9 protein-coding genes and 1 pseudogene are annotated in these 12,173 nt (G+C 67.2%); 1 reads left to right on the top strand and 9 read right to left on the bottom strand.

Annotation, left to right across the window (positions count from 1 at the left end; translation table 11 throughout):
• Position 1: 1 nt before the first annotated feature.
• The 8 genes and pseudogenes from gcl to AC1D1W_RS05935 all read right to left on the bottom strand — a co-directional run bounded on the left by gcl (position 2) and on the right by AC1D1W_RS05935 (position 9,536).
• Positions 2-1,792 (bottom strand): glyoxylate carboligase, encoded by a 1,791-nt coding sequence (gene gcl / locus AC1D1W_RS05970; protein WP_476943206.1) that lies wholly within the window; start codon positions 1,790-1,792, stop codon positions 2-4.
• Positions 1,793-1,952: 160 nt separating this feature from the next.
• Positions 1,953-2,843: pseudogene (locus AC1D1W_RS05965) on the bottom strand (2-hydroxy-3-oxopropionate reductase); the annotation flags it as partial.
• A 73-nt stretch (positions 2,844-2,916) separates the two neighbouring features.
• Positions 2,917-3,717, bottom strand: a complete 801-nt coding sequence (locus AC1D1W_RS05960; protein WP_476943205.1) for a hydroxypyruvate isomerase family protein — start codon at positions 3,715-3,717, stop codon at positions 2,917-2,919.
• Positions 3,718-3,999: 282 nt separating this feature from the next.
• A complete protein-coding gene (locus AC1D1W_RS05955; RefSeq protein WP_162159054.1) occupies positions 4,000-4,161 on the bottom strand; it encodes a glycine zipper domain-containing protein in 162 nt (53 codons plus the stop codon).
• Between the two features lie 166 nt (positions 4,162-4,327).
• Positions 4,328-5,140, bottom strand: coding sequence for a bifunctional allantoicase/(S)-ureidoglycine aminohydrolase (locus AC1D1W_RS05950; RefSeq protein WP_028275486.1), 813 nt, complete (start codon positions 5,138-5,140; stop codon positions 4,328-4,330).
• On the bottom strand, positions 5,137-6,423 hold the full coding sequence (locus AC1D1W_RS05945; protein ID WP_243180907.1) for a DUF6986 family protein: 1,287 nt from the start codon (positions 6,421-6,423) through the stop codon (positions 5,137-5,139). The genes AC1D1W_RS05950 and AC1D1W_RS05945 overlap by 4 nt, the downstream gene beginning before the upstream one ends.
• Before the next feature lie 66 nt (positions 6,424-6,489).
• Positions 6,490-8,088: a malate synthase A gene (gene aceB, locus AC1D1W_RS05940; protein ID WP_476943204.1), complete on the bottom strand. Its 1,599-nt coding sequence runs from the start codon at positions 8,086-8,088 to the stop codon at positions 6,490-6,492.
• A gap of 35 nt (positions 8,089-8,123) precedes the next feature.
• A complete protein-coding gene (locus tag AC1D1W_RS05935; RefSeq protein ID WP_476943203.1) occupies positions 8,124-9,536 on the bottom strand; it encodes an NAD-dependent malic enzyme in 1,413 nt (470 codons plus the stop codon).
• 206 nt (positions 9,537-9,742) lie between these two features.
• Here AC1D1W_RS05935 and AC1D1W_RS05930 point away from each other — a divergent pair, with 206 nt between their 5' ends.
• Positions 9,743-10,498 carry an IclR family transcriptional regulator gene (locus tag AC1D1W_RS05930; RefSeq protein ID WP_028275490.1) on the top strand — a complete coding sequence of 252 codons (756 nt, stop codon included), beginning with the start codon at positions 9,743-9,745 and terminating at the stop codon, positions 10,496-10,498.
• 96 nt (positions 10,499-10,594) lie between these two features.
• Here the strand turns inward: AC1D1W_RS05930 and AC1D1W_RS05925 are convergent, their stop codons facing one another.
• Positions 10,595-12,112: a nucleobase:cation symporter-2 family protein gene (locus AC1D1W_RS05925; protein WP_476943202.1), complete on the bottom strand. Its 1,518-nt coding sequence runs from the start codon at positions 12,110-12,112 to the stop codon at positions 10,595-10,597.
• Between the last annotated feature and the right edge of the window lie 61 nt (positions 12,113-12,173).

The raw sequence follows: 12,173 nt of genomic DNA, 5'->3' as shown, positions 1-12,173 counted from the left end.
CTCAGGCCTGCAGGGCCAGAATGGCGGTGGGGGCGTCCGCGGAGGTCTCGGCCAGGGCCTCGAACTCGTTGACGGCGCTGATTTCGGTGCCCATGGAGATGTTCGTGATCTTCTCCAGGATGACTTCCACCACCACCGGAACCCTGAACTCGCCCAGGAGCGCCTTGGCCTTGTCGAACGCGGCAGGCAGGTCTTCCGGGTTTTCCACCCGGATCGCCTTGCAGCCCAGGCCCTCGGCCACCTTAATGTGGTCCACGCCGTAGCCGCTTGCGGTTGCAGAGAGATCCGTGGAGTTGATGTTCTCGAACGCCAGGGACACGTTCTGTTCCATGTTGAAGCCGCGCTGGGACTGGCGGATCAGGCCGAGGTAGGAGTTGTTGACCACAACGTGGATGTACGGCAGGTTGAATTGCGCGCCCACGGCCAGTTCCTCGATCATGAACTGGAAGTCGTAGTCACCGGAGAGGGCAACCACGGTCTGGTCCGGCTTGCCCCGGACCACGCCCAGCGCGGCGGGGGCGGTCCAGCCCAGCGGGCCTGCCTGTCCGGCGTTGATCCACTTGCGCGGGCCGAACACGTGCAGCATCTGGGCGCCGGCGATCTGCGACAGTCCGATGGTGGACACGTACGTGGTGTCCTTGCCGAATGCTTTGTTCATTTCCTCGTACACGCGCTGAGGCTTGATCGGCACGTTGTCGAAGTGGGTCTTGCGGTGCAGTGTGGCTTTGCGCCCGGAACATTCGTCAACCCAGGCGGTGTAGTCCGGCAGGGACCCGGCGTCCCGGCGTTCCCGGGCCAGCTCCAGCAGCCCATCCAGGGCGGCGCCGGCGTCGGAGGCGATGCCGAAGTCCGGGGAGAACACGCGGCCGATCTGGGTCGGCTCGATGTCGATGTGCACGAACGTGCGGCCGGCGGTGTAGGTGTCCAGGCCGCCGGTGTGGCGGTTGGCCCAGCGGTTGCCGATGCCGATCACGAAGTCGCTGCGCAGGAAGTTCTCGTTGCCGTACCGGTGGCTGGTCTGCAGGCCCACCATGCCGGCCATGAGTTCGTGGTCATCCGGGATCGCGCCCCAGCCCATGAGGGTGGGGATCACGGGGACGCCCAGCAGCTCGGCCAGTTCCACGAGCTGGGCCGAGGCTCCGGCATTGATGATGCCGCCGCCGGCCACGATCAGCGGGCGCTCGCCTGCGGTGAGCATGTCCAGTGCCTTTTCCAGCTGCTTCCGGCTGGCCCGGGGCTTCTCCACGGGCAGGGGCTCATAGGTGTCGATATCGAATTCGATCTCGGCCATCTGCACGTCGATCGGCAGGTCCAGTAAGACCGGGCCCGGGCGGCCGGAGCGCATCAGCTGGAAAGCTTTCTGGAAGGCTCCGGGGACCTGGCCGGGTTCAAGGATGGTCATGGCCAACTTGGTGACCGGCTTGGCGATGGACTCGATGTCCACGGCCTGGAAGTCCTCCTTGTGCAGCTTGGCCACGGGTGCCTGGCCGGTGATGCAGAGCATCGGGATGGAATCGGCCCACGCCGCGTACAGGCCGGTGATCATGTCCGTGCCCGCGGGGCCCGACGTGCCGATGCAGATGCCGATGTTGCCGTCCTTGGCCCGGCTGTAGCCGTCGGCCATGTGGCTGGCGCCTTCAACGTGGCGGGCCAGGGTGTGGCGGATGCCGCCGTGGGCCCTCATGGCCGAATAGAACGGGTTGATCGCCGCGCCTGGCAGGCCGAACGCCTCGGTGGCGCCTTCCTTTTCCAGGATGGCGACGGCTGCGTCTACAGTGCGCATCTTCGTCATGGTGTGCTCCTTGAAAGTCTGTTTTTGGGTGTGGTGAAGGGAGGCCCGGCGAACCGTCGCGGGCACCTCTTGTTGGGGGGAGGGGGGGCCGCCGTCGTAAATCTCGACGCCGGCCGGTGCGTTCGTGTCGAAGTGCCCCTTGCCGGGGCGGCAGCGCCGCTTAGTTGCGGCCGCTGAGCTTCAGGACCTGTTTGAAGAGGCCCGAGTGGTCCAGGCCGCCGTCGCCCTGGTTGACGGTGGCGGCGACGAGCTGCGCGACGATGGCGCCGAGGGGGACGGCGACATTGGCCTCGCGGGCCGCGGAGGTGACGATGCCGAGGTCCTTGTGGTGCAAGGCCAGGCGGAAGCCGGGGTCGAAGTTGCGGTCCAGCATCTTCTGACCCTTCTGCTCCAGGACCTTGGAGCCGGCCAGGCCGCCGCCGAGGACCTTGAGGGCGGCGTCCGTGTCCACGCCGTAGGCCTCGAGGAAGGCGATCGCCTCGCCAAGGACTTCAATGTTGACGGCCACGATCAGCTGGTTGGCTGCCTTGACGGTCTGGCCGGAACCGGAGGGCCCCACGTGGACGATGGTCTTGCCGACGGCGGCCAGGACATCCCGTGCCGCCTCGAAGTCGGCGGCGTCACCGCCCACCATGATGGACAGCGCGGCGTCGATGGCGCCTTGTTCGCCGCCGGAGACCGGGGCGTCGAGGGGCCGGATCCCGGCGGCCCGGGCGTCGTCGGCGAGGCGTTTGGCGACGTCGGGGCGGATGCTGCTGGCATCAACCCACAGGGCGCCCGGCTTGGCGTTGGCGAACACCCCGTCGGGGCCGCTGACCACGCCTTCGACGTCGGGGGAGTCCGGCACCATGGTGATGACCACGTCGGCGTCCCTGACGGCCTCCGCGATGCTCGTGGCACCCTTGCCGCCTTCGGAGACGAGCTTGTCGGTCTTGTCCTGGCTGCGGTTGAAGCCCGTGACCGTGTGGCCGGCCTTGACGAGGTTGACGGCCATGGGCAGGCCCATGATACCGAGGCCGATGACTGCGATGTTGCTCATTGTGGTTCTCTTTCTGAAGTCTTTGTGTGCGTTTTAGCGCGCGTGTGCTTCTTTGCGCTCGTGCGGACTGAGGGTGCGGGTGGGACTACTGCGGGACGCGCTGGCGGATGGCCCAGCTGAACGCGGTCTGCGCCGGTTCCTTGTATTCGAGGCCGATGTAGCCTTCGTAGCCGAGTGCGCGGCTGCGGGCGATCCATTCGCCGAGGGGAAGCTGCCCGGTTCCGGGAGCCCCGCGGCCGGGGTTGTCGGCGATCTGGATGTGGCCGAAGTCCTTGGCGTGCTTTTCGATGACGGCGGCGACGTCGTCACCGTTCACGGCCAGGTGGTAGAAGTCCGCGAGGAGTTTGACGTTCCCGGCGCCGGATTCCTGCTTCACCCGGGCGATGACGTCGAGGGCGTCCTGTGCCTTGAGCAGGGGGTACCGGGGGGCGCCGCTGACGGGTTCCAGGAGGACCGTACCGCCGATGCGGGCCACGCCGGCAGCCGCCGCCGCAAGATTTTCGGCGCCAATGGCGTCCTGCTGCTCAGCAGATTCGCCGTCAATACGATTGCCGTAGAGGGCGTTGAAGGCCTTGCAGCCGAGGCGCTCACCGATGCCGGCGACGACGTCGATGTTGTCCTGGAACTCGGTGGAACGTGCCGGCCAGGAGACCAGGCCGCGGTCACCGCCCGGCATATCGCCCGCGTTGAAGTTCAGGCCTGTGAGCTGCACGCCGGCGTCAGTGATGGCGTTCTCAAACCGGGCAACCTCGACGTCGGTGGGGACGGATGTCTCGAAGGGCCACCAGAATTCGACGGCGTCAAAACCAGCGGCCTTCGCGGCGGCCGGGCGTTCCCAGAGGGGGAGCTCCGTCAGGAGGATGGAGCAGTTCACGGTGTACGTCATTGTGGGTTCCTTCCGGGGTGGGCGGGAGCTGGATCCCGGGCACCTTTGCCTTGCAGATCCTCTTGCCTGTTTTCCGCTTTGTGGAATTAAGATTCTGCTTTATGAAAAGTGTAGGGAAGGTTGGGCCGGGGAGTCAAGGGGTGAGCGAATGCGGGGTGTGGCTGCGGGGTGAGGCGCGCGGGACCCCAATATTCTTGGCCCGGCACCTCAGGGCGCGGGAGCCTACGGTAGTTCAGGCTCCGGCAGTTCAGGGCGCGCGGGCAGCAGATGCCGCGAAATTCCCTAGCGCTTCGTAGGGTCCTTCCGGATGCCCAGGCCCACGAGTGCGCCGACCCCGAGGCCGATCAGCAGGCCCGTGAATGGCTTGTCGACGGTGGTGACCCCGATGGCGAAGCCGAGGGCCGCGCCGAGGAGCATTCCGATCCACAGGGATTCGTACTTCACAGCCTCAGGCTAGCAAGCATCGCCCGGGCCGCAAGGGCTCCGGGCTGGGTGACCAGATTTGGTGCGGAGGCGCGACCGGCGGAACCACGGAGGAGTCCGCCCCGTCAGACGGGGCGGACTCCACTACGTGGATCGGTATTGGTGGATTGGTAGTGCTGGATCGGTCTTAGGTCAGGCGGATCTGGCGGTTGACGTCCTTGTACAGCAGGTACCGGAAGTTGCCCGGACCGCCGGCGTAGCACGCCTGGGGGCAGAAGGCACGCAGCCACATGAAGTCGCCGGCCTCCACCTCCACCCAGTCGTCATTGAGCCGGTAGACGGCTTTGCCTTCCAGCACGAAGAGGCCGTGCTCCATGACGTGGGTTTCCGCGAAGGGGATGGAGGCGCCGGGCTTGAGGGTGACGATGTTGACGTGCATGTCGTGGGCGAGGTCCTCCGGGTCCACGAAACGCGTGGTGGCCCAGGCCCCGTCGGTGTCCGGCATCGCCCGCGGTGCGACGTCCTGGTCGCGGGTTACAAAGGATTTCGCCGTGTAGCCGTCCAGCGGCTCGTAGGCCTTCCGGATCCACTGGAAACTGGCGATCTCCCCGGACTCGTTCGCCACGGACCATTGGGCCCCCGCGGCGAGGTAGGCGTAGCCGCCCTCGCCCAGCCTGTGGATTTCCCCTTCGAGGGTCAGTGCCAGGGCGCCCTTGGTCAGGAAGATGACGCCTTCGACGCCGGCCTCCGGCTCGGGCTTCTCCGAGCCTCCGCCCGGTCCCACCTCGACGATCAGCTGCGAGAACGTCGTGGCAAAACCGGCGATGGGCCGGGCCAGGATCCAGGAGCGGGTGTTGGTCCAGCCGGGCAGTTTGCTCGTGACGATGTCCCGGAGCACGCCCTTCGGAATGACGGTGTAGGCCTCCTTGACCACGGCCCGGTCGGAGAGGATCTGGGTCTGCGGCGGAAGCCCGCCTTCGGGGTAGAAATAGTTGCTCATGGGTGCGTTCCTTTTGCTGAGGGAGTTGAGGTGTTGGCCAGCCGGGGGTGGGCCAGCGCGGTGAGTTCAGGGAGCCCGACGCCGGCCAGCGCCATGACTTCTTCGGTGCCGACGGCGCCGCACTGGACGCCGCGCAGCACGAAGGCTGCCAGAGCCCGTGCGGTGGCGGGTTCGTCCAGAACGCCGCCGGCGGTTTGGTCCACGTAATTGCGGAGCCGGGCAGCGGCGGCCGGGAGCCCTTGCCGGTAGAAGGCGTAGGTTGCGGCGAACCGGCTGGGCAGCTGGGCGGGGTGGAGGTCCCAGCCCTGGTAGTAGCCGCGTTCCAGCGAGCGGCGGACCAGCCGGCCGTGGAGCTGCCAGGCCTGCTCCACGTTCCCGCCCACCGGGATGATGTTGGTGGAGCCGTCGGAGAGCCGGATCCCGGTGCCGGCCGCGGCAAGCTGCATGACTTCCTTGGCAAAGTCCGCCACGGGATGTTCCATGGACTGGTATTCGGCGGAGATCTGCAGCGATGCCGAGTAGTCGTAGGTGCCGTAGTGCAGCCCGCTGATCCGGCCGGGCACCGCGTGCGGCAGGCGCGCCACCGGCGAGGTTCCGTCCGGGCCCAGGATGAGCTGCGGCGTTTCCACCTGCACCTCAAAGCGGAGCCGGCCCGCGGGGAGCGAGTGGACTTCCTCGAGCCGGGACACGGCGAAGGCCATGGCCTCCACCTGCGCCACCGTGGTGACCTTTGGCAGGGTGAGGACGAGCCCGTCCGGCAGTTCGCCGGCCGTGGCCAGCTGCGAGACGAAGAGATCCAGGGTCCGCAGACCCCGGGCGCGGGTGGCAGCCTCGAAGCACTTGAAGCGGATCCCGATGAACGGCGGCGCGGTACCGGCGGCGACGGCGGCGGCCACGGCGGATGCCGCGGCGGCAGCGGCGGCGTCCTCGGCGTCGTCGCCCCGGTCCCCGAACCCGTCCTCAAAGTCCAGACGGAGGTCCTCGATCGGCTCGCGTGAGAGCTTGGCCCGGACCCGCGGCGCGACGGCGGCGGCCAGTTCGGTTTCCTGGCCCTGCAGCGCGCACAGGCTTTCGACGCCGCCGCGGGCGTCCACCGCGGCGAGGGCCTGGGCGCCCCAGTCCGCGGCGAACTCCGGGCCGAAGCGGTCGGCCGGAACGTAGACGGTGTGCACCGGCTGGCGGGAGCCGTCGTCGCCCGGGTAGCTGCGCTCCAGCAGCCGGTCGGTGTCGGCGAGCTGCGCATCGATCCGGGCGAGGTCGGCCCCGGAGAGGGCCGGCGTCACCGGACCCTGGCTCTGCAGATGGCTGCGTGGTTGCGGCCTGGCACTGGCGGAGGTGGCTGCCATGCCTCAGCCCACCAGCTCGTAAGCCGGCGTGGTGAGGAAGTCCGTGTAGTCCTCGGACAGGCAGATGTCGCCGATGAGCTTGCTGGCGGGCAGGTAGTGCTTCACGAAAGCTTCCTCGCCCACCTCGCCCCGGAGCTTCTCGGTTTCCTCGGCCAGGATCCCGGATACCAGCTCGCGGGTGACGGTCCGGCCAGTGTCGGCGAGCACAGAGTTGTTGCGGATCTGCTGCCAGACCTGGGACCGCGAGATTTCCGCCGTCGCCGCGTCCTCCATCAGGTTGTGGATGGCGACCGCGCCGTTGCCCGAAATCCACACCGCTGTGTAGGCGACGGCAACGTAGAGGTTCAGGCGCATGCCTGCCTCGGTGACCGTGCCACGGGCGGAGGCGACGTCCAGGAGCTGGTCCGCGGTGACCGAGACTTCCGGGCGCTGCCTGTCCAGCTGGTTCGGCCGCTCGCCCAGGACGGCGTCGAAGACGTCCCGGCAGACCGGCACCAGGTCCGGGTGGGCCACCCAGGAACCGTCAAAGCCGTCGTTCGCCTCACGGGTCTTGTCCGCGCGCACTTTCTCGAACGCCTGGGCTGTCACCTCGGGTTCGCGGCGGTTGGGAATGACGGCCGCCATGCCGCCCATGGCGAAGGCGCCGCGGTGGTGGCAGGTCTTGACCAGCAGTTCGGTGTAGGCACGCATGAACGGCGCGGTCATGGCCACGGTGGCGCGGTCCGGCAGCACAAAGCGCGAGCCGGCGTCACGGAAGTACTTGATGATGCTGAACAGGTAGTCCCAGCGGCCGGCGTTCAGGCCGGAGGCGTGGTCGCGGAGTTCGTAGAGGATCTCGTCCATCTCGAATGCTGCGGGGATGGTCTCGATCAGGACGGTCGCGCGGATGGTGCCTTGCGGAATGCCGAGGTAGTCCTGGGCGAAGACGAAGACCTCGTTCCACAGCCGGGCCTCGAGGTGGCTCTCCATCTTGGGCAGGTAATAGTACGGGCCATGGCCATTCTTCAGCAGCTGCCTGGCGGTGTGGAAGAAGTGCAGGCCGAAGTCCACCAGGGCGCCTACGGTGTGTTCGCCGTCGATCAGCAGGTGGCGCTCTGCCATGTGCCAGCCGCGCGGGCGGGCGACAACGACGGCCAGCGGGGCATCGGTCCGGAGCGTATATTCCTTGCCCTCGGGGGACGTGTAGGCCAGGGTTCCCGCCGCGGCGTCGCGGAGGTTCAGGATTGATTCGATCACGTTGGACCAGGTGGGAGTGCTGGCGTCCTCGAGGTCCGCGAGCCAGACCTTGGCCCCGGAGTTCAGGGCATTAATGGCCATCTTGGCCGGTGCGGCCGGACCCGTCATTTCCACCCGGCGGTCCTGCAGGGCTGTCGGGGCCGGGGCCACCGTCCAGTCGCCTTCACGGATATCACGGGTTTCCGGCAGGAAATCGAGCCGGCCGGTGCGGGCCACCTCGTCGCGTTTGACCGCGCGGGCCTTGAGCAAATCCCCGCGGGTGGCGGCGAAACGCTGGTGCAATTGCTCAATGAAGGCCAGCGCCTCGGGTGTGAGGATCTCCTCCGCGCGGTCAACGGGGCGGCGGGCTGAAATGGTGAGGGCCATTGTGGTCCTTCCTGGTCGGTGAAGCAGGCGGCGAATCAGGCGTGGGTCAGCGCGGCGGCCGGGACCGTCGCATGGGCAGCCGCGACAACCGCCGCGGCGACGTCGGCGGCAACGTGGGGGTCGAAGACGCTGGGAATGATGTAGCTGGCATTGAGCTCGTCGTCGGCGACCCGGTTGGCGATCGCCGCGGCGGCGGCCACCAGCATCTCGGGGGTGATGTCCGCCGCCCCCGCGTCCAGCAGCCCGCGGAAGAACCCTGGGAAGGCCAGGACGTTGTTGATCTGGTTGGGGAAGTCGCTGCGGCCGGTCGCCACCACAGCGGCGTGCCGTGATGCGACCACCGGGTCGATTTCCGGCGTGGGGTTGGCCATGGCGAACACAATAGCGTCGTTGGCCATGGATGCCACCTGTTCTTCGCCGATCACGTGCGGTGCGCTGACGCCGATGAAGACGTCGGCTCCCTTGAGCGCCTCGTGAAGGGTGCCGGAGAAGCCCCGTTCGTTGGTGTTCTCGGCAATCCAGGTGCGGTGCTCGTCGCTGTACTGTTCGCCGAAGTGGATCGCTCCCGATCGGCCGGCGGCGATGATGTTGCGGGCCCCCTGTGCCTTTAGCAGCGCGATAATGGCGGAGCCGGCGGCGCCGACGCCCGAAACGACAATCCGGACCTCGGAGAGTTTTTTGTCCACCACGCGCAGGGCGTTGGTCAGGGCTGCCAGCGTGACGATTGCGGTTCCGTGCTGGTCGTCGTGGAAGACCGGGATGTCGAGCTCCTCGCGGAGCCGGGTTTCGATCTCGAAGCAGCGCGGAGCGGCGATGTCCTCAAGGTTGACCCCGCCATAGACCGGGGCGAGCGCCTTGACGATCCGGATGATTTCCTCCGTGTCCTGGGTGTCCAGGCAGACCGGCCAGGCGTCGACGTTGGCGAACTGCTTGAAGAGCGCGGCCTTGCCTTCCATGACCGGCAGTGCGGCGGCCGGGCCGATGTTGCCGAGGCCCAGGACGGCGGAGCCGTCGGTGACGACGGCGATGGTGTTGCGTTTGATGGTCAGGTTCCGGGCGGCCTCAGGGTTTTCCGCGATCGCCAGGCAGACGCGGGCGACGCCGGGGGTGTAGGCGCGGGAGAGGTCGTCGCGGTTGCGCAGCGCGACCTTCGGCACAACTTCCAGCTTGCCGCCGAGGTGCATCAGGAAGGTTCGGTCCGAGACGTTCCGGACCGTGACGCCGTCGAGCGCGTTGAGCGCGTCCTTGACACGTGCGGCGTGCTCGTCGTCCGTGGTGTTGCAGGTGACGTCGACTACCAGGGTCTCGTGGTGGGATTCGGTGACGTCCAGGGCCGTGATCGCGGCGCCGACCGCACCGACGGCGGCGGCCAGTTCGCTGGTGGCGGTGAAGCTCGAGGGCGCCTCCACGCGCAGGGTGATCGAATTTCCGGGGCTGGGATTCGCCATTGAATTTTCCTCCTAGTCGGCCCGCGGACGGGCTCTTACTGCACTAACTTATTTCGTATGATGGATATTATTATCTACTTTGTGGAAATACAACCCCCCCGGGGTCCGTCGGCGGCGGGGGCGGTACTGTATCTTGTGTCCACTAGGCACTTTTTTCACGATGTGGATAAAATTTGTCGTAAGCAACCCCTCAGGAGAGCAAAGTTATGGCGGAAAAAGCCCCCGGAGGCGTGCAGTCCGTTGAACGCGTCTTCGAACTTCTGGAACTGATCACCGATGCCGGCGGCGACGTCACCCTCAGCGAACTCTCGTCCTCCACCGATCTGCCGCTTCCCACCATCCACCGGCTGCTGCGCACCCTCGTCACCCTGGGCTACATCAGGCAGCTGCCGAACCGCCGCTATGCCCTGGGCCCGCGCCTGATCCGTCTGGGCGAGGCGGCGAACAAGCAGCTCGGGGCGCTCGCCCGGCCGCAGCTCCAGTCCCTCGTGGAACGGCTCGGGGAAACCGCCAACATGGCTGTGCTGGACTCTGACATGGTGATGTACGTGGCCCAGGTCCCGTCCCTGCACTCCATGCGGATGATCACCGAAGTGGGCCGCCGCGGTTACATGCACGCCACCGGCATGGGCAAGGCGATCCTGGCCCAGCTGGACGATGAGACGGTGCGTGGCATCGTGACCCGGAAGGGCATGCCCACACCCACACCGAAGAGCATCGGCGACGTCGAATCCCTGCTCGCCGACTTGAAGCTGATCCGCAGCCGCGGCTATTCGATCGATGAGGAAGAGCAGGAGATCGGCGTCCGCTGCTTCGCGATTGCCATCCCCAACGCGCCGACCCCCGCGGCGATTTCCGTCTCCGGGCCCGTTTCCCGGGTGGACGAGACTTTCGCGGACCGGGCTGTGCCGTTGCTGCGCGAGGCAGCCCTGGCGATCTCCCAGGACCTCAACAAGAGCTGACATCCAGCGGCCGTGCCGCAGTCCGCCAGGCCAGGTTGCGGCCCCTTTTCCTTCACGGGGAGGGGCCGCAACGCTCATGCCGGTGGGGCGCAGGGACTAGTGCTCGGATGTCGCGGCGGACTCCACCGGGACTTCCTTGCCGTCGCAGTCGATCAGTTTGCCGTTCTCGTAGCGGTCGCCCTCGGCCAGGCACTGGAGGTCTTCCTCGCGGATGACCCGGCCCGTTCCGGCCACGAAGACCGACTGGTTCTCCGAGTTGCCCTTCTTTAGGTGGTTGAAGAGCAGGTTCAGCGCGATGGCCATGACCGCTGCGGAGCTGATGCCGGAATGGAAAATCGTTGCGAACCAGCTGGGGAACTTGTCGTAGAACGTGGGGGCGGCGATCGGGATCATCCCGAAGCCGATGGAGGCGGCGACGATGATCAGGTTCATGTTGTTCCGGTACTCCACCTTGGCCAGGGTCCGGATGCCGCTCGCGGCCACCGTGCCGAAGAGCACGATCCCCGCACCGCCCAGGACGGCTGTGGGGACCGCCGCGACCACGCGGCCGAGCACCGGCAGCAGGCCCAGCAGCACCAGGATGACGCCGCCGGCCGCCACCACATAGCGGCTCTTGATCTTGGTGACGGCGACCAAGCCAACGTTCTGGGCGAACGCGCTCTGCGTGAAGGAACCGAAGACCGGCGCCACGAGGCTGGAAACCATATCTGCCCGCAGGCCCGCGGCGATCCGCTTCGAATCGACCCGGGTGCCCACGATTTCGCCGACGGCCAGGATGTCGGCCATGGTCTCGGTCAGGATGACCAGGACCACGATCAGCATGGAGATGATGGCGGCAGCCTCGAAGGTGGGTGCGCCGAGGTGGAACGGTGCGGGGAAGGCGACGATCGGGCCGTCACCAACCTTTGAGAAGTCCGCCATGCCGGTCACGACGGCCACCCCGGTTCCGGCGACCATGGCCAGCAGGATGGACAGGCGGGAAATGGTGGCGCTGCCGACCTTGCTCAGCAGGAGCACGAGGGCCAGGGTGATGGCCGCCAGCCCGATGTTGGCCACGCTCCCATAGTCCGCCGCCTTCTTGTTCCCGCCCATCGCCCAGTTGGCCGCCACGGGCATCAGCGTGAGGCCGATGGTGGTGATGACTGTGCCGGTGACCACCGGCGGGAAGAACCGGACAATCTTGGAGAACACCGGGGCGATCAGCAGCCCGATGGCTGCAGAGGCAATGACAGCGCCGAAGACGGCCGGGAGGCCGCCTCCGCCGGTGACGATGGCGACCATGGTCGCCACGCTGGCGAAGGAGACGCCTTGGACCAGGGGCAGCTGGGAGCCGAAGAACGGCACGCCCAGGGTCTGGAGCAGCGTTGCCAGGCCGCCCATGAAGAGGGCCGCGGCGATCAGGACCCCGACGTCGGCCGGGGCCAGGCCGGCGGCCTGGCCGACGATCAGGGGGACGGCGATGATGCCGCCGTACATGGTCAGGACGTGCTGGAAGCCGTAGGCGAAGCTACTTCCGACGGAGAGCCGTTGGTCCTCGGGGCGGAGAGTGCCGCCGGTGCCGCCGGTGCCGCGGGTGCGTGGCAGCCGGGCGGTCAATTTTTTGCGTGCGTTCATGGCAGACCTTCTTGGTTCATGGCGGACGTCGTTGTCCGGCTAACAATGTCTGGCTAACGGG

It is taken from the genome of Arthrobacter sp. P1_B4 (genome assembly GCF_056406555.1).
Note: the sequence above shows the minus strand (reverse complement) of the source record. Positions and strands in the feature narration are given on the sequence as shown.